This is a genomic window from Vibrio sp. 1401 (genome assembly GCF_033340295.1).
In genome coordinates, this window is sequence record NZ_JAWOWF010000044.1 from 23,480 (window position 1) to 45,277 (window position 21,798).

Consider the following 21,798-nt stretch of genomic DNA (forward strand, 5'->3'; position numbering starts at 1 on the left):
GAAATGTGGAAAGAACTCAAACACCAGAAAAAAGTGAAGAAAACCTTAGTAACAAGCCATTGAATCAAGCTGGCTATGCTCAATGCCTGTTTATCCTTATCCAATCAGTGCTTTTCCCTGAGCTTGGCGCTGGTGGAGCAATGATCGCTGCCTTATGTGCAATGATGCCTTGGATGGTTATGTACGCTAAAAAAATGCCAGCACGAGTATTCGGTATGGTCATGGCATCTCTACTGCTAACCCCCTTCTATTCAATGCTATGCCTATTTGTCTTGAAGGTCATTGGAGTTGGAGTGTAGTGCGCATGGATCTATTGGCCCCATTCCTAATATCCGACTTGGAGAGACATGGCGCGAGTCAAGAGCTTATTCGTAATGCACAAAGCTTAAAACACTCGGCTTTCCGTTATAAACAAAAAGATATTGAAGAGCTGTCCAGAAAGCTTGGTATAGAAAGCCAGGAGTTGATGGATGGGCATGTTCAATATATGACTTCAAGATTCACGAGGAAAATGAGCGGCATCATTTCATCATACCTAATGAAAGATACCGGACATTTCGCTATTCAATGTACAGAGCTTTGCCGAGAAGCAGAAGCACTTAGCCTTAAACGCAACCGCGAAGGAAAGCTGGTTCCGTATAGTGCAGCAAATGCTGTGGCTGTTGATCGAATGCTTGATGTCGTCATAGCCAGGGCAACGGAGCTTAAAAATAGAATAGCGGATGAGTTCTTCAACGCAGAAACTAGCTCTGTCTTCATAGAACAAAGAGAAGCTGGCACATTTTGCCCAGAAAAAAAGACTAAAAAACGTAAAGCAAGGCGAAGAAAGAGTTCACCTATTTACGTCAAAGGAAAACCCTACGCTAGTTTAACCGAACTGGCCCAACAAACTGGTAAAGCAGAAAGGACTCTCTATTCAAGGATTAGGGATAAAGGGCTATTAAAAGCCTACCAAACCAACACTATGACAGATGAGAACTGGAACTCAGTCTTATCTGAACCACCAGCTCCAAACAAGGGCCCAAAGGCGGCCAACAAACCTATCACCTATAAAGGTGATTCCTACCCCACGTTAAACCATCTAGCCGAAGCCGCTAACTTAACGTACTCGGCTCTCTACCAGAGACTTCGACATCGAGAATTATTGGAAAAGGCACGATGTAACGAGCTTTCAGATATGGACTGGGAAAAGGTACTCAACGCTATTCCCCCTAATCGAAAAGCCGATGTTGAAATTGTGATAAATGGCAAGGGATACCCTTCCGTTGCGGCAGTCGCTACTAATTTCGGGTTAGCGGAATCCACGTTATCAGAGAGGTTAAAACAAGCCGACAAACTTGAATTAGCGAAAGAGAACAAATTAACCGAGGAAGAATGGGAGCTGTTTCTGGTTCCACCTCACCCAGGTCGAAAACAAACCACAACTAAGGAATAAACATGAGTGAAAACAATAAACCAGAAGCATGGGAAAAAGACATGATTAAAGATCTGGTCTTTACCCTCCATAAGGAACAGGTAAAAGACAGAAGATGGCGAAGAGGGATTCAGTTGATTCGCTCCCTTGGCTTTGTCCTTATGATAGTTGCATTTCTAACCGTAGCTTCAAATCCAGGAGGACTACCTTGGCAGACATCCAAAGCTGACACTCCACATGTTGCATTCATTAATATCAAAGGAGAAATCGCTGCGGGTTCACTTGCAGATGAAGATCATCTAATACCTTCCATTCAGGCTGCTTTCAAAAATCCCCATGCAAAAGCTGTCGTTCTACGAATAAACAGTCCTGGTGGAAGCCCTGTGCAAGCAGGTCGAATATACGAAGAGATTCAAGCTCAAAAAGCAGAATACCCAGAAAAACAAGTTATCGCTGTAATTGATGATATCGGTGCATCTGGTGGCTATTACATCGCCGTGGCCGCAGACAAAATTTATGCGGACAAAGCAAGTATGGTTGGCTCTATTGGTGTCATCAGTTCTGGCTTCGGATTTACCGGGCTCATGGAAAAATTGGGTATTGAAAGACGAGCTATAACATCTGGTGAAAACAAAGCTTTGTTAGACCCATTCTCCCCTCTTTCAGAAGAGATAACTAGCTTCTGGAAGGAAGTGCTATCGAAAACCCACCAGCAGTTCATCGAGCGAGTAAAAGAGAGCCGTGGTGAACGACTCAAAGCCGATCCAAAAGTGTTCTCTGGATTGATCTGGAATGGAGAGCAAGCACTTGAGATTGGGTTAATTGATGGTTTAGGAAGCCTACACTCTATTTCTCGCAATGTTATAGAAGAAACAAACCTCGTTGATTACTCACCAAGTGAAGACATCGTTAAGCGCTTAACACAACGCGCAAAAATGGAAGCTTCAACCCTGATTCATGAATTGGCAACTGTAAAAGTTTACTAAGGACAAAATGTAATGTCAGAACAAACCACACCACAACAACAAAAATCATTCAGTCCAATGCAGAAAAAGCTACTGGCCGTTGGTGCTGCTATGACCCTAATTTTGGGAGCGTCTGTCGCTACAGTGGGATATCAAATTTACCAGACCAAAGAGTTGCTCATTCAAGAGCGCGATTCTCTCCAGTCGAAGATTACTCAACTAGAAAGTGACTATCGCTTTAAATCAGAAGAGCGCTTTAACAATGCAGTTCAAAAAGCACTGGAACATTTCGTTCAACAGAAACGCGAACAGGATATTCAGGCTAAATACGCAAAATACGAATCAGCTCCCGAACAAGTGCCTGACGATAAACGCATATATGGAAACCTGAACGCTCGATTCACGCTGGTGGAATTTTCTGACCTGGAGTGTCCGTTCTGCAAAAAATTCCACGACACACCAAAAGAAGTGGTGGATGCAAGTAACGGGAATATCAACTGGCAATGGAAACATCTGCCATTGAGTTTTCATAACCCAGCGGCAGAAAAAGAAGCGTTAGCAGCGGAATGTGTTGCTGAACAAAAAGGCAACCGTGGATTCTGGGTGTTCTTAGACGAAGTATTTGCCAAATCACAAGGCAATGGTGGTGGAGTGCCTAATTTGGCAGAAGTTATTGAGAGTGTTGGTGCCGATGCTTCCCTAGTTCGAGAGTGTTTAGCTTCTGGCCGTTACGACCTGAAAATAGCAGCAGATGTGAAGCAAGCTACTGAAAATGGCATTTCAGGTACACCAGCGACTTTCATCGTAGATAACCAAACTGGGAAAACTCAGCTTATTCGTGGGGCACAGCCATCACAAGCTATCGCGGCCATCATTCGAAAAATGATGATTGAATCCGAAAACAACTAACAACAGAGGATGTAATTGATGTTAAGAAGAACAGCTTTAGCAGCTGCTCTACTATCAGTGTTGGCAGGATGTGGTGGTTCCAGTGGAGGCACTGGAACTACTTCCAATGGCAATGGTAGTGAAAGCAATAACCAAGACAACTCAACAGAAACAACAACGGTCGCTAAGCGAGAATGGCAAAAAGAAGTGTTACTGAGCTCTCCAACAAGAGATGCAACACTTCCTGTCATCCAGCTACAAAACGAAAATGGTTCGGCTGTTCTATACAGTGCCTGGGTCGAAGAAGCCAACAATGACAAACCGGATGAGCTATATGCTTCTGTAGCCCCTATCGAAGACTATGCGAATGGCAATGTACCTAACAAAGTCAAGATAAGTGCCGATATTGGTGAAATACTAAGATCAGACTGGCAACCATTCATTGTCGATGAAAACCACTATAAGAGCTCTGTTCAAATGAGCCTTTCAAATCATGGTAATGCCTATATTACATGGGTACAGAGAGACAATAGTAACAACCAGAAACTGAACGTTTCCTATTACGACGCAACAACACAAGAATGGTCCCCACCATTAGAAGTTGATCATGTACTTATGACTGACGCGGCAGCTACGAATGAGGAAAGTCGAGTAAAAATCACCGACAACACTCTCTTCACTGACCCGTCAGGACAAAGCATCGTTATCTGGCAAACTCCGATTTTTGGCTCCGATACAAATGCATTGGCAATAGCCTGGTTAAGCAACGACGGCACAAAAGCCAATATCATTGCAACGACAGAACTTTCGAGAAATATAAAAACAAACAGTGACGGTGAAGTTAAAAGTGCTATCTCGATACATTCAGTAGAAACTTCTCCTGGCGTACTTGAAATCCTAAGTATCGAAAAGGGCGCTGATGATGAAAATGATGTCCTAGCCAAACATACCGTCAAACTTGGTCCATTCAATACGCCTGTAGTGGAACGCAGCGTTATTGATGATGATGGAGTCAAGAGTGGTTTAGCATCTATCAACACTAACCTTACTAGCTATGCGCTATGGTCTGAAAGCCGAGGGTCGGGTTCTTCTGACCTAATCGGCGTAACATGGCGTAATGACAACAATGGTTACTCTCCTATCTCAGGCATTCCCAATATAAGTGCCGATGCAGGGCAAGCTAGCTTAACCAGTACCAATGGAGATGTTCATGCTGTGTGGCGTCAACGCGACAATGTTGTTGGCAATACCATCAGAACAGAGAAGCTAATGTTTGCCACATTAGAACAATCCATAGCAAGTAACGTCACAGAGCTCAATTCAAACGGTGCTATATATCCACGTTTGTTTTCTGGAAATGACGACAAGTTATATACAACTTGGAATGGCGAGTACTTCCATATCAAAGAGGCATACATCGAATCTGGAGATATCCATTGGCAAGAAACATATCGTCCATCCTGTGACCCAACAACAGCGATTGATGACCTCTTGTGTGGTCTAGGTGTGCGGGAACGGTACAGCGCGATGGTCGATGGAGATTATGGTGCAATGTCATGGCTGAAAGATGTAAATGGCACAAAGTCAGTATTTATCTCTATCAGCACAAATTGACTTTCACATGTGAAAGCGGCCCCAGTAATTGGGGCCTTTTTGATTGGAGACTACTAAGTCCCCATCCAAAAAGGGCTTCTGGTTCAACGATGACAGTATCCGTCACAGCTATGGATCGGAATTAAATGAAAAAACAACCTAAAAACAACTTTCACATGTGAAAGTGGAATAGGTAAGGAGTGTTATGAAACCACAAATGATGATAAAAATGGCAGCAGCCTACATGATGGCATCAGCTGTAATTTGGAGTGCTGGAGTATGGTTACTAGAACTACCCTCGCCTCTTGGTACTCAAACATGGACGACGTGGTTGGGAGGTCCAATTTTAGTTCTAGTATGCGCATCTTTCATTTCGTACTTGCTTGTAACCTATCACTCAACTGGATTGCTCTTCACTAAAATTTGGATGCTGTGCAATGTCTGCTTGTCTGGGTACAGCCTATTCATGACGTTCAATGATCTAATGCTGGCTGGTGGATGTTTAGCGATTCTCTTAGGGTCTCTTTGGTTCTTGAAGGAACTGGAGCGACCAGAAATGAAAGGGGCCTATACCGCTATTTCGGCATTACACAAACAAATGTGGAATGCTCTATCAGGACAACAGTAAGGAATTAATCATGCTTAAAAAAATTCTAACTACCACCCTTCTCTACTTCGTTTTTAATGCACCAATTATGGCTGAAACCTTTTATGGGAAGGTGGTACGAGTCAGCGATGGTGACACTATAAAAGTCCTCACAGATGCCTCATGCACTGGCACCTATCAGTGTACCGATGGTAAAAAAGAACACCGTATTAGACTTGCAGAAATCGACACACCCGAGTCGAAACAACCCTGGGGAAAGAAAGCAAAACAAGCCCTTCTTTCTATAGTGGGTGGGAAAGTCGTTCGTGTAGAACAAACCGACGTTGATCGTTATGGCCGCATTGTTGGTCATATCTACGTCGATGATTTGTGGGTAAACGGACAACTGGTAAAAACGGGTAACGCATGGGTATACAGGCGGTATGCAAAAAGCACTGAACTGTTTTCTTACGAGCAAGAGGCAAAACAGAATGGTGTAGGCTTATGGGCATTGCCGGAGGCAGAAAGAATGCCACCTTGGGAATGGAGACGTAAAAAGTGAAACTATCCATTAACAACCAACTGGGTAGGGATGTAAGCACATTGGCTTTGAATGTATTTGGTATTTTTGTCTATATCGGCCTGATCCGGATATACCTCCACCAGCTGACGCTTCCAGAGCCACTACTTTTTGCTCTTATGTTCTCCCTTGTATTCAATATCTACTATGAGTTTAAAGCGGGGATATCCCGCTTAACCCATGTAAGAATACTGTGTACCATCATTATCTTTTGTGTTGCGGCATTCCTTGCCCAAGAGATTAGAGGTGTCTATCTAACAACTATGACCGAACTTACAAACTACGAGAACGCAGAAGAACTCATAGGGCAAGAGTACTTAAAAGCTGCTCAAAATAGAGTTGTTGGTTACGGTGGGTGTTTTGCAGTTGGTTTGGTAACGGCGAGAATGTTGCTCTACAAAATCTTAGTTAACGTGGCAAGTAGAGTTTTGGTATTGCCTAACTATCGCGGTAACGTTTGTCCAATGTGCCAGCAACCGACACAAATCCACTAAATCCTCAGCCGACTTTCACATGTGAAAGTCGGTACTTCATCATATCACCTGACGATAGAAGCCCTTTCTCCACAAAGCATTTCATCAAAGACATACTCAAAAAAAATCGCTCTCGCTCACTAAGGTTCAAAATGTTGGCGTTATGCATTTCACGATATGCAATTACCGTCATCATACTTGCTTCAAGCGGTTCTGCTTGGCCTATTACTGCTTTAATGTCTGGCAGGCTATCTAGATCCACGCCAGGCACAGCTTCGTGCAGTGTATTTAATTTAAACACTAATATTTACCCAATAAATAAGTTGCTTTCAAAGGTTCACGATAAGTAATAGTTAATATAGTAGATCTTATCAATGAACATAAAATGTTCTGTCAGAACATCGCAAGGATCTCATTATAGATAAAGAAGATCCAACTCGCACTTTCACATGTGAAAGTCTGTGGCATAAGTTGGCAGGAATCTCATATTTTACAAAACGTTACCCTAGCTAAGTCGCCATAAACTCAACAATGAATCACTTTAAAGAGCTCCCATTATCCAATTAGTTCAATTCCATCGAAGAGATATACCGACATCTCTACAGGATTTAGATATTGCCATTTCATTTAAAGAACTATAAAATGATTCTATGAATTATTAATATTGGTCTGGAGCATAAATGAAACCAAACATGCAGGGGCAGCTGGAGCTTTTCCATGTGGAAGAAGCTTATGCACAAGCTGATGGTCCAATGACCAATGCCGAGCTATATGCGAAGGTAGCAAGTATAGCCGGGCTATCAGAGGCTGAAATCAATACTAAAGCCGAAATCGGCAAAGCCAAGGCACAACACAGCCCTATCAAAAGAAAAATTCGTTGGTTTCAGCAAACATTAAAGTCCATGAATATCATCCAAAAAGTGGACGGTGAGCGTGGCGTATAGAAGCTGGCAAACAAAAATAAAAAAGGGCTTCATGAAGCAATGGGCGAAGTAAAGCTTGTCGCATATTCAACAAATCTAGGCATCGCTATTTGGGGAAATAGCAAAAAGGTATTCACAGAGCTTGGAGAACCGATCCACCTTTGTGTGACATCCCCTCCGTATCCTTTAAAAATCGAGCGCGGGTATGGGAATGTTAGTGAACAGGCATGGGTGGACTTTATCACCGAGTCTTTGGAACCAATTGTAGAAAACTTGGTGCCAGGGGGTTCTGTGGTACTCAACGTGAGTAACGACATTTTTGAAAGTAAACGCCCTTCGCGTTCAACTTACCTTGAACGTATGGTCTTAGCTCTAAATGATCGATTAGGGCTTTCATTAATGGACCGTTGGCCCTGGATAAACACATCCAAGCCACCAGCTCCAACCCAATGGGCTTGCGTTAACCGTATGCAGCTTTGTTCCGCGTGGGAACCTGTTTACTGGTTTACGAACGATCCAGACCGAGTTCGCTCTGATAACCGAAGAGTTTTGGTAGAGCACACTGAGCAACATAAGAAATTACTCGAACAAGGGGGCGATAGTCGTATCGCTACTTACGGTGATGGTGCTTACCGATTAAGAGGGAATGCCTTTTCCAATAAAACGCAAGGCAAGATCCCTAAAAACATAATCCAACGAGGTCATCGTTGTGCTGATACATCAGCAGTAAGGAAGATAGCCAAGGAATTGGGTTTACCACCACACCCTGCAATGTTTCCTACAGACATTCCATCATTCGCTATTGAGTTCCTAACCAATGAAGATGAGCTGGTGGTTGATCTCTTTTCTGGTAGCAATAAAACCGGACTGGCAGCGGAGAGAGCGGGGCGACGTTGGGTTGCATGTGACTTAATTTTAGAGTACGTGCGAACACAAGCTGAGTTGTTTAGCTCGTTTGCTGGCTTTTGGATGAATCCTGCTTTGGCCTGTGTCGGTCGAAGTGTTAAATAAACTCGTGATTACTGGAGAGTACATTATGAACAAACCTTCAAACACACCAAGCACACTGGTTGTATCCATGCTTTGTATTTTAGTCCTGGCTCTGGAGTTTGCTGCTGTAACCCATTTTACTGGTTCTACTTCACCTTTAGATTGGGATCGCATCACGCTTATCTCCGTTGCTTATTTAGCCGCAAGCACCATCTTAGGTGCCACATTTTGCTTGGTTAAAAGCAAGTTGCGTTTCAATACTCTGCAACATCAAAAAAATCTGGGATAGCAAGAATGCCAGAGCAATGTGATAAAGCAGGACTAAGCCGTTGGTGCAATAACCAGGATGTTCGACAGGTTCAGCAAAGGGCCTGTCGTACATATGTGTAGTGAGTATGATTTCGACCATGCTGTTGGTTATATCGTTCAAGTACGAGAGAAGCGTGACGCATATGGCTCTGAACAATATCTTGTGCGTCATCCAAATGGAGAGCTACACACACATGAAAACCAATCCTTCTGGCTACTAAACGAAGAGCATCAAGGGCAAGCTTTAGCTTTATTTGCCCAAAAGCCAACAGAAGAGGGGAGCGATACTGTTTACACGGTAGCCGAAGGTTTTCCAGAATCCGGCTATATCATTCCTTTTAAAAAAGGTGCGCCAGAGAGCGAAAATCAGCATCTAACTATGGCAATTACTATCACGGAGAACAAATAGAATGGACCCTAAAAAGAAAGAGCTTGCGGAAATGTTCATTCAGAGTTGTATTGAGCAAGGCTTAACTATGGACGAGTCAGCTGAATTGTCAGCTCATATACTCATATCAGCTGTTAGTGCAAACGGGAAAAGTCATACGAGAATTGAGATTGCCAATCTCGGCTCAGTGGAAGTAGATTGCTAAGGGCTCTAGGAGGCAAGGATGGCTCCTAGAGAATGGCAAATCCATTGCCAGCGATATCAAAGTGTTTGTTCTTCATCACCAGACCAGAAGAAGGATTAACTATAAACCGTTGCTTTTTAATAGCAGGAGTATTTGGAACGCGCTTGATTGAAGCTGTGGCCGAAAAAACAACAAACGCCAAAAGAGCAACTACGGCAACCTGCCATGAAAAGTAAGCTACGCCAGACCAAAAGACGACCATTACTACTGCATTTTTATGAACAAGCCTAAGCAGAGGCATCAACCAGAAAACAACCGCTACGCTGATTACAGCCAAACCCCATTGATTATCGTTAGTTTCAATCATAGCAACGCCAAGAAGAATCACTGCTAAAGCAACTAGGTTAAGTATGTGTCTCATTTTTCGTCTCCTTAATTGACTCTGGAAAGCTATCTCGGCATCACCGTCAAGCCCTCATTCAATTCAACTTACACTTCCATAATATCATGGAATTAAAAAATGCAACCGTGACCCAGAAACACGCTTAGCCCACTTTCACATGTGAAAGTCTTATGTAGCAATGCCTAAGAGCGTGATCTGGCTTTTCCTAAAATTAAGGTATGGTCGAACATTTCCTAAAATTAAGCTATAACGTGAAATGTAAAGCGTTCTATTGTCCTTTTTTAAGGTATAAATCACATCTATTTGGCTTGTTTTCCTCTTTTTAAGGTATGTGGTATGCTTCAAAAAAACATTACGGTATTAAAAAATGAGTAGTAACACAGACAATTTAGAAGGGTATTTCCCTGCTGAGATAGTCAACGAGGCATTTGGCAGCAGGCCATCGACTACTACGTTAATGGATTGCATCTTTTTGCCAGGTAGAATTCCGCGAGACTTAATTACAAGGATCAGTGGTAACAAGGCTGAACTTGAGCAACAGCTACTGGCACAAAAGCCTCTTCTATCCACCAGCTTGTCAAAGCCATACTGGAAGAAGGGGACTAATAAACGTGAATTCGATGCCGTTAGAATCGACGTATACAGTGCTGTCTGCTTGGCCGATGACAGACATCTACTGGAAGGGATCGTTAGTGTAGGGGGGATGTACGTAGACCTATCTGGCTTAACGCTTCGCCAGGCTATTGAGCTCGCGCAGATTAATGTCGAACTGGATAAGTTGTCACACCAATACCACAACCTTCTCGATACAAAAATGTTTAGTGGGGTATACGACTACTTCCTTTGTGACTTCACAACACTGTTTGAGTTCTTGAACCTGAAAAATCAAAAGGCCAACAAGAACACAGTAATGACAAGACTTCAAAGGCTATCACAAATGTTACTGGTCTTGGATTACGAGAAGGATGGTGAAACGCTACCTCACTACCACACGCGAATGAAGCTGGTGGACAGCAACTACATTCCATTGCTGGTTCTGGATGGGATTAAAAATAAAGGATCTATCAGGGCAGATACGATCACTCACTTCATAGTTGGAGTGCATAAGACTTTCACTGCGTCTTTGCGACAAGAGGGAGCTATTAGCCGGAAACGTTTTTTAAAAGTCTACCCGCAGCTAACGGGCAAACATGCTGTTACTGACTTCTGTAAATATATTGATGCTCATAAGCGTGAATATGTACATGGTAAGTATCTGAGTCACCTTATTAAAGATTACTATGCCAACAAGGTTAGAGTGTCTAAACAGCATCTGAGTCGCCATATCAATAACACTATGGCCGAAGTCATTTTGAAAAAGGATGTGTTATTGCGAGATTTCCGATTGCTACTCCAAGAGAAAGTACGTGACGATGGTAAGCAAGATATTATGCTGTTGTACCTGGGCGATGAAGAGAAAGAAGAGGTAACGACATGACAACAACACTCCACAATGAGGATGTTATCGCTCTAAGCGAAGAAGACATTAATGAAAGTTTAGCCAATTCCAACAAAGAACAGATTTTGAAAGGTTTGTTTCGAGGCAGTGTCGGATTTCTGATCGCTCCACCTGATTCTGGTAAGAGCTATTTGTCTTTATCAATAGCTTATGAGATGGCTTTGCCAGAGTACCCATTAATTGGTGTACGGGATGAGGAAAACAAAGTGCTTAGAACTTTGATATGGCCGATCGAAGATTCCTTGCCCGGAACACTTCCGCGTATCAAAGCACATTTGACTGAGTTCTCCACCAGCATCAAAGACCGATTAAAATCGAGCATTGGGATATACAAGCATTCTGATCCAATTTGTAGTTCAGGCTCATCTAAACATACTAAAGAGTGGGAAGAAGCATCCAGTGCACTGGAAAAACTTATTGCCACGGCCAAAGGGTACGACTTGGTAGTTATAGATACATTGCGTGATGCAATTGGCTCAGCTGACGTAGTAGATGATGACTATTACATCAGAATTGCTTTGGAGAGGCTTGCCAATGAAGCGAATGTCGCGGTTCTTGTTGTTCACCATCCGACAAAAGATGTGAGCAGAGGAAAGGAGATAATCAACAGCGTCTCTGGCTCTGGTTTATCTTCCACTCTCTCAAAGTCAAAACTTCATCTGTATTTAGATCAGTTGATAGACAAGAAAGATGGAACGGTACAAGAGACTCGTTTGCGTCATATCAAAGCTAACTATGTGCCTTTTGACCAGCAGTGGAGAAAACCGATAAGGCTGCACTGGAGTAACAATTCACTATTGCACGTTGATCAAGAAGTCGTTATCCAACTTAGAAATGATCAATTAGACGGTGATAGTGATAATGAGAAAAAGCCAGGAGCAGATAAACCAGTTAAAAGACGGTTATCGCGTCTTTCAGAAGAGCCAGGATTGATACACAGAGATGACTCCCTTCTATCTGAGGAATCGAAGCGCTTGGCCCAACAAACCAGTCATGGCCCATTTGGTGGTGGCATGGCATCAGAGCTCTCCGAACTTCGTACTGGTAAGTCCTCCAAGTAATCCAATTCCTTAAATTAAGCTATTGCTTAACGCCTTTTTCCTAAAATTAAGCTATATATACGGATTAAGGCGTTTCCTCATTTTAAGCTTAGATATAGGTGTGTTTCCTAATATTAAGCTATGTGATAGAGATGAACTTCCTAATATTAAGCTTCAATTTCCTAATATTAAGCTTTAGCTTACAGAAACAAAGCTTAAAGTTAGGAAATTTCCTGATATTAAGCTACCTAACACGCTGCATGATCTTATGATCCTATGGATCTATATATGATCAGTAGCGTTCACCGCTGATGCGGCTTCGCTGATCACTCAACTTCGTTTCACTGCTATGAGCAGTAAAACAAAGTCGAGCGATTCAATTAAAACCCGCTTCCATATTAGCCATTGTTTCATGTCTGTATGCGCCCGTATAGGGCAGTTAAGCATGAAGTTAATCTCTTTGATTAAGTTGATAATAGAGTCCGTGTAGAAGGTAATTAATGGACTTTAGAAACCAGTGGATCATTTTCATACTAACTTAATTGCAAGAGCTTGTTTGTTAGCACTTATAGTTCCTAGTGCTGTTTCTGCTCAGTGGCGTATCAATGCCAGTGGTAGTTCAGAAATTGATGCAATGAGATTTGATCTCCCAGAGCAAGCGCATGAATTTTTAAGGGACTATAGAATTAACGAGCTCGCAAGCACACACAGCTATGTGAGTGAAAAGCTATACCCGAGTGAAACGTATAGTGATGGAAGACTAATCTCATGGCTGTGTATGCATCGTAGTGATGCTCCAGGTAGTTATGACCCTGACACTTGTTACTTTGGAGCTCTCTCTGGAACTACACTGACAAAATTCATAATTCCTGGGGAGATGACTGATTCTCCACTTCTCAATAGAGATCTTGGTAAACCAGAGACAGAATTGTGCGTTGGAAACCCTATCAACCTAGCTACTGGTAATAAATATCAGCAAGAAACCGATTATGTAAGCGCTGGTATGGAGCCTCTTGTATTCACAAGACATTACAACAGCCAGTTAGCGTTGAGTGGTAAACAAAGCGATGTTGGTATTGGATGGAGCCACAACTATTCAAACAAAGTGATTTTTGACAAAGAAAGTCACGGAGAGAATATGGTTGTCTTGCATCGGCCAGATGGGAAAGAGTTAGCATTCTACCGGACAAATGCGGTTTGGATGACAACATGGAAAAGTGATGATCGGTTATACAAAGATTCTGGTTGGAGATATCAGAGAGCTGATGGTGTTGTCGAACTATATGATAGTAATGGTCAGTTGATACGTATTGTTCATCCATCGGGAAATGAGCTGGATCTGAATTATACCAACGGTAAGTTAGACTCTGTTTCTGACAGTTTTGGCCGGACTTTAAGGTTTAGTTATGATCAAGGGAAGATCATAAAGATGATCGACCCTGCTGGACAAATCTTCTCTTACGATTATTCGAATGAATTGTTAGTTGCAGTGCATAAACCGGATGCCAATCAGCGACGTTACCACTATGAAGACAGTTTAAACCCAAGCCTTTTGACTGGCCTTACGGATGAAAAGGGAAGCAGATTTGCTACGTGGTCTTATGATCCTTCGGGTCGCGCTGTTCTTAGCGAACATAGCAGTGGTGTTGATAGGACAAGTGTTACATACAACCCTGATGGCTCGGTTACGGTAACGAATGCTCTAGGTCACGAACAACATTATCTGTTTAGTCGTTATAACGGAAAACTAAAGCCTGACAGTATACAGGGTGCTGCATGTACTGGTTTTGCTGGTGGTACGAAGTCGTTTGGCTACGATGCCAACGGTGAGTTGAAGTCTATTATCAATGAAGAAGGCCAATCATTCTCTTACCAATATGACCAAAGAGGACTTGAAATTTCGAGGACAAGCTCGACTGGTGATACGATCACAACACAATGGCATTCAGAGTTCCCAAAACCAACCAAAATTACATCGTCATACTTGGTCCAAGAATTTACCTATGACGACCACCAGCGGCTGTTAACGCTTAAATTGATTGACCGAACCAACTCAGATGTCAGGCAGTGGACATTTGAATATTATCCAGACTCTCTCGGTGTTCCTGGACAACTGAAATCAGTGGATGGTCCTCGGGTGGATGTTGATGATGTAACGCGCTTTGAATACGACGCTCAAGCCAACCTAAGCCGAGTTATCAACTCTCTTGGGCACGTAGTGTCATTTGACAATTACGATGCTCATGGAAGGGCTCAGAGCGTCACAGATGCCAATGGAGTAAGCTACTCGCTTAACTACAACACGTTAGGTCAATTGATTTCTTCTACTGGTCCAGACGGAACTACATTGTACTCTTACGATGAATCAGGACTCTTGGTATCTATCACCTTACCAACCAACAGCACTTTCACTTATGAGTACGATGCAGCTCAGCAGCTTATGGCCGTGATTGATGCAAATGGAAATAGACAAAGCATTAATCGAGATTTACTAGGAAATATTGAGCAAGTTGAGCTGAAAGATAACAGTGGTATTGCTCACTGGAAGCAACTGCATAGTTACACTTTGAATGGTTGGCTTTCGTCAACAACAAATGGAACGGGCAATGTTTATACCTATTCCTATGACAAGACAGCCAACCTGACTGGCAAAGTTGATCCTTCTGGAAATGCTTATGCCTACCGCTATGATGGTTTTAGCAACCTGCTCCAATCAATTGACCCTGTTAACCGCGCCACTGCAATGCAGTATAACGATAATGCCTTAGTAACGAGAGTCACTGATCCAAGAGGGCGGAGAACTTACTATTCATACAACGGATATGGCGATGTTCTCTCAGTACAAAGCCCAGACACAGGCACGGCTCATTACACTTATGACAAGGCTGGAAACCTGATCGGTAAAACAGATGCCAAAGGTCAGGTTTTCACTTATCACTACGACGCGCTTAATCGCCTTTCTTCAATCACTGTGGATGGTCAACCTAATGCTAGTGTGACATTCCGCTACGATGAGCCAGAAGCGCTGTATGGGGTAGGGCAGCTTACTTCCATTACAGACGCTTCTGGCGTATCAAAATACAGTTACACAGCCAGTGGTGAGATAGCCAGCCAAGAACTAATTGTGGATGGCCGCACCTTGTTAACCAATTACACCTATGATGGTGCAGGGCAGTTGGTGAGTATCGAGTACCCGAGTGGCCGCAAAGCGGTATATCAGCGAAATGTAGCTGGTGAGGTCATTGGCGTTACATTGAAGAATGGTGTTAACAGCAGAACATTAGTCTCTGACTTGGTACGGAAACCTTTTGGGCCTGTAACTGATCTGACTCATGGAAATGGGCTTTGGGAAGAGCGCCATTACGACATGAACTATCAATTGGAGTCTGTACAGGTTGCTGGTGCAATGCACCGCAGTTATCTCTATACGGCCAATAGCAATGTCGATTCAATTACAGACTTAATGGATAGTAGCTATAGCCAAACTTTCAATTACGACAAGCTGAGCCGCTTGATTGAGGCTACTGGTGGTTACGGGACCCGAGAGTACACCTACAACTACAACGGCAACCGGACGGCTATCTACCGCGACGGCGTGAAAGATTCGTACAGCATTGTGTTCAATAGCAATCGCCTAACCAAAACAAGTATTGGCTCGATCACCTACAGCTATGATGCAAACGGAAACACGATTGGCCGAGGAACGGATGTCTTTGTCTATGATGCTTTCAATAGATTGACTGAGGCTACGGTCAATGGCGAAACATCAATCTATCACTATAACAGTGCTCATCAACGAGTGAGGAAGTCAGCTGGTGGCGTGGATGTGCTTTATGTTTACGGCCTCGATGGCGAGTTATTGGCTGAGGTGGATGCCGGAACCGGGCAAACCCAGCGCGAATATGAATATCAAGGAGATAAAATGGCTAGTCAGTATCAATACAATCCATTTTTAATAGGGAAAGACACATTTACCACCAGCAAAGTAGAGCTTTGTGAAGATGAGGTAAGACAATCGAAGCCACAGTATCAGTTAATTTGTTTCGGTAGTTCTTCCCGGTATCCTCTATGGATAGAACTAGGGACTAACCAACTAGTTGGTGGTAATTATCATTGTTTCTATAATGATGATGAACTAAAAGCGTTGTACACGTTATTTCAGCAAGATGCGCAACGACAAGGTTATTCTGACCAGAAGCAAAACTATTGGGCTAAAACACCTAATCCTTTTCCTATCGAGTTTCTTGAGGGGATGCCACAAAGTCTATGGGCTTACTTTTACGAAAGTGGCCGTAGACAAGCCGCTTGTGAAAAAAGCGTTCAGGAATTACTACCCATGTTCGAAAAGTGATAAGTGCTTGACTGAATGTAATATTTAGCTTGAAAATCAGTCGAGTAAATAATGCCACTTTGAACAATGTAACAGGAACAAGAATGATGAAGAAAATTGGACTACTGCTAGCGACGTTAACTGCATTTTCAGCTCAAGCGGATGTTTTCCCTAAAACAGAAGTTGATGCGTATCTAATGGCGATGCACTCTATGGCCCCAGTTAACGCGAAATACACCATTCAATACAAGGCCGCAGTGGAAAGTAGCTGTAAGACAAAGCTTAGTATTGAACAATTAAGCTCACGCGACTTTGCCAATGTTGTACAAGCTCTTGTTAGTAGTGAAACCGTTGACCGCTTAGGGCTTGATGCTAGTGGTGGTTCCCTCACTGACACGCTTCAACTGGTAGGGGCTAATATTGTCAGTTGAACTAATTGTGCTATATTGCTGGGGGATGTGTTTGAGACTTTGGACAATTAGTTAAAGTTTGTGCAAAATTACATCACTGACCTGGCTGATGGCGTTTCTGCTTCGAACCTCAGCTTATTACTTATCGTGCCCCAGCAATAAAACCTCTTTGATTTCCCCCTTTAAATCGACATAATGAGCATATGTAGTCAACATAATGGTGATATGTATGTCTGGAGTCGTTTTTCATCAAGTAAAAGAAGGTGAGTTCCGCCGTCTCGCGGAGACTCGAACAATGACCAAACTAATTGCGCAGGAATCTAAACTGCATCCTAACAAGTTTCATTTGGTTGGGATTGATAGTGGTAAAGGAATCGCGTATGCAATTAGACATGGAAGAACCAGTGACTTGAGAGTGTGGAGGCTTGATATCCTGGTAAATCAGGTTAGAGACATGGGGTTTGAGAATATAGAAGTACAACTCATAAACAAAACCCACGCATGAAGCATGGGCTAATAGTCTTAACATGCCGAAAGGCACTTATTTTTCAAGAATATAATCACGAAAATCGTGGTTCTCAATTTCCAACTTCCCACGCTCTGGGCTGTAAATTAGCTCAAGCGACTTCAATCGTGTGACTGCATTTTTCACCGACCATTTTGTAACGTCTGTTTCTGGGTCGCCAGTGAAAGCTTTTACTTTGTCTAGTCCTGCTTTGGTATAAAGACCTTTTGACTCATTGGCAGCAACAAGCTTTAGGATCGCCACTTCGATAGGTTTCAGTTGTTCGTATGTTTTTGAAAAGTGGTCCTCTGACTCGATACGATCAACGTCATAACGATGGACACCAATATCTAGGTCATGAACCATGTTCAGGGCCATATTCTTTAACATTTCAACAAACCGAGCGGGAGCGCGATTTTGTTTGATTAAGATTTCTAGGGCTTTGTGTTTGTCGAGTTCGACACCACCAGTGACATTTTTGAATGCGGCCAACTCGAATTCAACGAAATCCATATCCAGCTCTTCAAATATCTGGGTTTGGCTGGAGTTGTAGAATGGAGCCTTGTTGTCTTTGAATAAGCGACTTAACCCCTCTCTACTTGAACCTGTGAAGATGCATTTGACGTTGTTATCCTCTCTGTTCACTACAAAACTGCGTAGAGCTGCCGTAAACGAGTCAAATTCTTTGCGAGTAGCCAAATGTTGAACTTCGTCAAGCAACAGTAAAACAGGCATATCCAGCTCGTTTAAGCGTTGAAATACAGCGAACAAGTCAGCTCTCAGTTCTCCCTGAGAACGCTCTACTTCAACTTTGCCACCAGCTGCACTAAAACCTAACTTTTTGAAGTTGAGAGCTTTGCCAAGCTTATGTAGAAATCCTTCATTCCTTTCACAAGCATCAATGACGGATTTAATGAAGATGCCTTCTGGGTCGTCTTTTTGCATCCAAAAATCTACATAGATAGGTAAGACACCAAGTTCACGAGCCATAGGAATGATATCTTTTTGAATGAATTGAGTTTTTCCTCGCTTACGTGGAGCGAAGATTGAAACACGTTGAAGAAGACCTTTGTCCATCCCGTTAAGGATAAACGTAGCAAGCTGTGTACGAGGATAGTGCCAGATATCCATTGTCGTGCTCCTTTGGTAAATTGTGTTATCAATGATACCACAAAATAGAATTGTGGTAGATAATTTAACACAACTTACCACAAATAGGATTGCCATCCTAAAGCAGATCACTCTTTTACTAAGTAGCTCTTTGTCATGTCCCTCAATTTGCACAAAAAAGGGCAAGTTCTCATCTCTTAAAAAAATGTCATGTCGGTACACTAAGAGCATGATGCTCTGGAGATTGATCTTATGGATATGATAAACGGCTGGCTATATGAAGTTCAGAGAGCCCTTGATAGTTCTTTAGGTGATATACCCTTTGATTGGCGCTGGATTGCTGCTGTGATTGGGTTCTTTTTAATATGGAGGCTGTTCTCTTTTGGCTTTGCCATCGTTAAGTTTGTCATCGTTGCGGCAATAGCTGCTGCCATTTATGCTGCTGTTGTTGGCGATTCGGCAGGACTTGCTGGTGGTGGTAGTTTCTTTGGATTTTAGTACAGTTTGGTAGCTAAATATGAGCATTCTGATATCGGATGGAAGTGAAACGCTCGATGCAGCAACCGCAATTTCTGAGTTGCCAGATTCGTACACGGGTCATTGTTCTGTCGTAACAATCAATGAAGAAATAGTTGCCACTATACCTAACCCTCAAATTGCATTTTCTATTGCGTGTTACGCGATTGGAACAGAAGGGGGTTATGGAAGTGTTTATGTTCGTCCGGCCAAAGACGGTGAAATTCTCACCCATACAGATTTTGACAGTTGGGCGTACTAGCTGGATTTCTACTTAGACTTTCACATGTGAAAGTGGAGGGGAGGGGTTGCGTTTTCAAAAAGCATGATAAAGTAAGTATGAATATTAACTAAATGAGGTCCTTACGGCGATGCCGGAAGGGATCTTAAATACCGGAGATAAGACTATGATGATTCTAACCACTCTTTCTGAAAAACTAGATGACCAAACGAGCCGAGTATTCTGGCGTGTGGGCACTAAACGCAGTGGAATTCTTGATGTAAAAATCGACTTTTCCCATGAAGATTCTGATTTGATTTCAGAATTATCAGCCATTCAATACCTACTCTTTGAAGAAAAAGTAATGGGTCGAGAGCCGGGTTCTGGTTCTGGCTACAAACTCGTTGTGTCAAAGGGAGCAATCAAAAAGCTTGCCCGTGGTAAATCTACGAAAAAACATGCACAAAAGTTTGCAGCATTTCTTCAAAACCGAATGGCTGGAGTGCAAATAGAGGTATCACAAAGTCGTGAGTTCATGGCCGACCCAAAATCATGTGTAACAGTGCTCTTAGATGCAAATCGCCAGGAATATGCAAATACGCATGATGCCGTTGAAACACCAGCAATGGGGACCGTTTATGTTACCGCTCACGCTGTTGAACAGTATAAAGAGCGATTGAGCACTGGAGATCCCAAAAAGCCCTGGGCGAGTTTAGTCAATCGACTTAAACATCCTGAGTTGAGAATTCGAAATTTGCCTGCAAATGTTTTGGCCCATAAAGCGAAAAAATACGGTACTGCCGACAATGTAGAAGCTTGGGGGCATCCAACTTCCAAATTCACATACCTTATTGTTAACGATAATGGGCGTCGCACCTTAGTAACTGTTTTTGAGCGCGAACAATAACCTTGGAAGGAATAAAATTGGATAGTGCAACTAACTACATAAAGGATGGTCACGCACGGATTATGGGTAACAGAAAAATCGCTGTATTAATTGATTCAGAAAACACTCCACACTCAAAGCTAAACCTGATTATTGAAGAGCTTTCTAGTTTTGGGCAGATCATCGTTAAACGTGCATATGGCGATTTTTCTGCTGAACAACTAAAAAACTGGAAGCAGCCTTTGAATGAGTTAGCGATTCAAGCTAAGCAGCAATTTGCCTATATCTGGAAAAAACTCGACAGACTCTTTAATGATTATTGATGCAATGGATCTCTTGTACAGCCAAAGGTTTGATGCTTTTGCTTTGATATCCAGTGATAGTGACTTTACAAGTCTTGCTACGAGATTAAGAGAGTCGGAGATACACGTCATCGGTGTAGGAAAAGCGATGACTCCGACTTCGTTTAAAAACGCTTGTGATGACTTTGTAGCGATAGAGAACTTAAACGCTGATGTTGATCTTGGGGAGGCACAACCAAGCTCTAATCAAGACTCAGAACGCGAATTATGGCGATTAATGCATCAAGCTTGGCAGAACTATCGAGATGAATCGGGCTGGGCAAAACTAGGTGAAATAGGCAAGTACTTAAAGAGACTGAAGCCAGATTTTGACCCTCGAAACTACGGGTTGAAGAAGTTATCTGACTTTTTTGATAAATATCCAACGCGCTATAGAACCCGTAACACTAAACGCACTGGTATGGAGTTTCAGCTGATAACAAAGGCAAGCAAACAAAAATGATGTGCTGCCTTCGCTGACGACATACTGCAATCGGGTAACTCAAAAATGCCCCATTCTAAGCTAGAGCTGTTCTGTACCTCATTTCTAAGCGAGGTTATTTGACCTATTTTTTCTTATGTCACAAAGTGCCTATGGATTTGGTGGCAATTCAATGTACTCGCCATCTGTAGGAGTGAATTTTATAGGTAGGGTTGGCATGTTTGAAGTGACTAAGAGTAACCCTTTAGTTATTAGTTTCATCTTGTGCTGATATTGCACTGCGATCTAACCATTTAAGGTATTGAATAAACTTTGTATATAAAGAATAAAAATGGCGTTACCCAACACAACGAGTTCAAAATTAGAAAGGGGCCTGATGGTGTCCACTTATTTAGCCGCCAAAATGGGCTTAACATACTTCTAGATGATGAAATCCCACCTGAGTCCGATTGGACTCTTAGTCCTAGGCAGGTTTCTATCGCACTTACTAATAACTGTGACTTGAGGTGTGCGCATTGTTATGCGCCAAAGCATCGTTCAACTCTGGATAAAAGTAGAGTAAAAGATTGGTTGCTTGAAATGGATAGTATGGGTGTGTTTGGTATCGGCTTTGGTGGAGGTGAGCCAACATTGCATGAAGACTTGGTTGAACTTTGCCAGTTTGGACAAGAAGAAACCAAGCTAGCAATTAGCTTTACGACGCATGGTCATAGTTTAACTCCTGAACGGCTTTGTTGCGTAATTCGGACAGAAAACCAAGTCGTCCGAAATTGAATAATTATTAAACAATATACTGAGTTTCAG

25 protein-coding genes and 1 pseudogene are annotated in these 21,798 nt (G+C 42.6%); 23 read left to right on the forward strand and 3 right to left on the reverse strand.

The window, feature by feature from the left end:
- Positions 1–5: 5 nt before the first annotated feature.
- From R7Z77_RS18955 to R7Z77_RS18990, 8 genes are all read left to right on the forward strand, one after another.
- Positions 6–299, forward strand: a complete 294-nt coding sequence (locus R7Z77_RS18955) for a hypothetical protein (RefSeq protein WP_014386850.1) — start codon at positions 6–8, stop codon at positions 297–299.
- A 5-nt stretch (positions 300–304) separates the two neighbouring features.
- Complete coding sequence (locus tag R7Z77_RS18960; protein WP_014386851.1) at positions 305–1,435, forward strand: hypothetical protein; 1,131 nt, start codon at positions 305–307, stop codon at positions 1,433–1,435.
- A gap of 2 nt (positions 1,436–1,437) precedes the next feature.
- Entirely contained in the window at positions 1,438–2,400 is a 963-nt protein-coding gene (sppA, locus tag R7Z77_RS18965) for a signal peptide peptidase SppA (RefSeq protein ID WP_014386852.1), read from the forward strand.
- A 12-nt stretch (positions 2,401–2,412) separates the two neighbouring features.
- Entirely contained in the window at positions 2,413–3,288 is an 876-nt protein-coding gene (locus tag R7Z77_RS18970; RefSeq protein ID WP_032073044.1) for a DsbA family protein, read from the forward strand.
- Positions 3,289–3,306: 18 nt separating this feature from the next.
- Positions 3,307–4,881 carry a hypothetical protein gene (locus R7Z77_RS18975; RefSeq protein ID WP_032073045.1) on the forward strand — a complete coding sequence of 525 codons (1,575 nt, stop codon included), beginning with the start codon at positions 3,307–3,309 and terminating at the stop codon, positions 4,879–4,881.
- A 184-nt stretch (positions 4,882–5,065) separates the two neighbouring features.
- A complete protein-coding gene (locus R7Z77_RS18980; RefSeq protein ID WP_017086025.1) occupies positions 5,066–5,488 on the forward strand; it encodes a hypothetical protein in 423 nt (140 codons plus the stop codon).
- A 10-nt stretch (positions 5,489–5,498) separates the two neighbouring features.
- Positions 5,499–6,008, forward strand: a complete 510-nt coding sequence (locus R7Z77_RS18985) for a thermonuclease family protein (protein WP_041154785.1) — start codon at positions 5,499–5,501, stop codon at positions 6,006–6,008.
- Positions 6,005–6,520, forward strand: coding sequence for a hypothetical protein (locus R7Z77_RS18990; RefSeq protein ID WP_181726420.1), 516 nt, complete (start codon positions 6,005–6,007; stop codon positions 6,518–6,520). Before R7Z77_RS18985 ends, R7Z77_RS18990 begins: the two co-directional genes overlap by 4 nt.
- Before the next feature lie 4 nt (positions 6,521–6,524).
- On the opposite strand, the gene R7Z77_RS18995 is transcribed toward R7Z77_RS18990, so the two are convergent.
- Positions 6,525–6,800 carry a hypothetical protein gene (locus R7Z77_RS18995; protein ID WP_032073047.1) on the reverse strand — a complete coding sequence of 92 codons (276 nt, stop codon included), beginning with the start codon at positions 6,798–6,800 and terminating at the stop codon, positions 6,525–6,527.
- Between the two features lie 379 nt (positions 6,801–7,179).
- Here R7Z77_RS18995 and R7Z77_RS19000 point away from each other — a divergent pair, with 379 nt between their 5' ends.
- From R7Z77_RS19000 to R7Z77_RS19015, 4 genes are read left to right on the forward strand one after another with little or no spacing between them, the layout of a single operon-like run.
- A complete protein-coding gene (locus R7Z77_RS19000) occupies positions 7,180–7,443 on the forward strand; it encodes a hypothetical protein (protein WP_226977602.1) in 264 nt (87 codons plus the stop codon).
- A 39-nt stretch (positions 7,444–7,482) separates the two neighbouring features.
- Positions 7,483–8,433 carry a DNA-methyltransferase gene (locus tag R7Z77_RS19005; protein ID WP_046224247.1) on the forward strand — a complete coding sequence of 317 codons (951 nt, stop codon included), beginning with the start codon at positions 7,483–7,485 and terminating at the stop codon, positions 8,431–8,433.
- A 25-nt stretch (positions 8,434–8,458) separates the two neighbouring features.
- Positions 8,459–8,701 carry a hypothetical protein gene (locus R7Z77_RS19010; protein ID WP_014386860.1) on the forward strand — a complete coding sequence of 81 codons (243 nt, stop codon included), beginning with the start codon at positions 8,459–8,461 and terminating at the stop codon, positions 8,699–8,701.
- Positions 8,702–8,758: 57 nt separating this feature from the next.
- Positions 8,759–9,130: a hypothetical protein gene (locus R7Z77_RS19015; protein ID WP_180827199.1), complete on the forward strand. Its 372-nt coding sequence runs from the start codon at positions 8,759–8,761 to the stop codon at positions 9,128–9,130.
- Positions 9,131–9,339: 209 nt separating this feature from the next.
- On the opposite strand, the gene R7Z77_RS19020 is transcribed toward R7Z77_RS19015, so the two are convergent.
- Positions 9,340–9,714: a hypothetical protein gene (locus R7Z77_RS19020; RefSeq protein ID WP_052715035.1), complete on the reverse strand. Its 375-nt coding sequence runs from the start codon at positions 9,712–9,714 to the stop codon at positions 9,340–9,342.
- Between the two features lie 349 nt (positions 9,715–10,063).
- Here R7Z77_RS19020 and R7Z77_RS19025 point away from each other — a divergent pair, with 349 nt between their 5' ends.
- The 5 genes from R7Z77_RS19025 to R7Z77_RS19045 all read left to right on the forward strand — a co-directional run bounded on the left by R7Z77_RS19025 (position 10,064) and on the right by R7Z77_RS19045 (position 17,479).
- Positions 10,064–11,173: a hypothetical protein gene (locus R7Z77_RS19025; RefSeq protein ID WP_046224245.1), complete on the forward strand. Its 1,110-nt coding sequence runs from the start codon at positions 10,064–10,066 to the stop codon at positions 11,171–11,173.
- On the forward strand, positions 11,170–12,255 hold the full coding sequence (locus tag R7Z77_RS19030) for an AAA family ATPase (protein WP_046224244.1): 1,086 nt from the start codon (positions 11,170–11,172) through the stop codon (positions 12,253–12,255). Before R7Z77_RS19025 ends, R7Z77_RS19030 begins: the two co-directional genes overlap by 4 nt.
- Positions 12,256–12,790: 535 nt before the next feature.
- Positions 12,791–16,585, forward strand: coding sequence for a DUF6531 domain-containing protein (locus R7Z77_RS19035; protein ID WP_169592580.1), 3,795 nt, complete (start codon positions 12,791–12,793; stop codon positions 16,583–16,585).
- Positions 16,586–16,668: 83 nt separating this feature from the next.
- Positions 16,669–16,995 (forward strand): hypothetical protein, encoded by a 327-nt coding sequence (locus tag R7Z77_RS19040; protein ID WP_226977600.1) that lies wholly within the window; start codon positions 16,669–16,671, stop codon positions 16,993–16,995.
- 208 nt (positions 16,996–17,203) lie between these two features.
- Complete coding sequence (locus tag R7Z77_RS19045) at positions 17,204–17,479, forward strand: hypothetical protein (RefSeq protein WP_014386655.1); 276 nt, start codon at positions 17,204–17,206, stop codon at positions 17,477–17,479.
- A 36-nt stretch (positions 17,480–17,515) separates the two neighbouring features.
- Here R7Z77_RS19045 and R7Z77_RS19050 read toward each other — a convergent pair whose 3' ends face one another.
- On the reverse strand, positions 17,516–18,610 hold the full coding sequence (locus tag R7Z77_RS19050; protein ID WP_046224237.1) for a hypothetical protein: 1,095 nt from the start codon (positions 18,608–18,610) through the stop codon (positions 17,516–17,518).
- Positions 18,611–18,841: 231 nt separating this feature from the next.
- Here R7Z77_RS19050 and R7Z77_RS19055 point away from each other — a divergent pair, with 231 nt between their 5' ends.
- From R7Z77_RS19055 to R7Z77_RS19080, 6 genes and pseudogenes are all read left to right on the forward strand, one after another.
- On the forward strand, positions 18,842–19,087 hold the full coding sequence (locus tag R7Z77_RS19055) for a hypothetical protein (RefSeq protein ID WP_046224236.1): 246 nt from the start codon (positions 18,842–18,844) through the stop codon (positions 19,085–19,087).
- Between the two features lie 19 nt (positions 19,088–19,106).
- Positions 19,107–19,367: a hypothetical protein gene (locus R7Z77_RS19060; protein WP_046224235.1), complete on the forward strand. Its 261-nt coding sequence runs from the start codon at positions 19,107–19,109 to the stop codon at positions 19,365–19,367.
- A 145-nt stretch (positions 19,368–19,512) separates the two neighbouring features.
- Complete coding sequence (locus R7Z77_RS19065) at positions 19,513–20,232, forward strand: hypothetical protein (protein ID WP_032073007.1); 720 nt, start codon at positions 19,513–19,515, stop codon at positions 20,230–20,232.
- 62 nt (positions 20,233–20,294) lie between these two features.
- A pseudogene (locus R7Z77_RS19070) lies at positions 20,295–20,652 on the forward strand (NYN domain-containing protein); the annotation flags it as partial.
- Between the two features lie 9 nt (positions 20,653–20,661).
- Positions 20,662–21,015, forward strand: a complete 354-nt coding sequence (locus tag R7Z77_RS19075; protein ID WP_250155127.1) for an OST-HTH/LOTUS domain-containing protein — start codon at positions 20,662–20,664, stop codon at positions 21,013–21,015.
- A 291-nt stretch (positions 21,016–21,306) separates the two neighbouring features.
- Positions 21,307–21,768 (forward strand): radical SAM protein, encoded by a 462-nt coding sequence (locus R7Z77_RS19080; RefSeq protein WP_318136788.1) that lies wholly within the window; start codon positions 21,307–21,309, stop codon positions 21,766–21,768.
- The last annotated feature ends 30 nt before the right edge of the window (positions 21,769–21,798 follow it).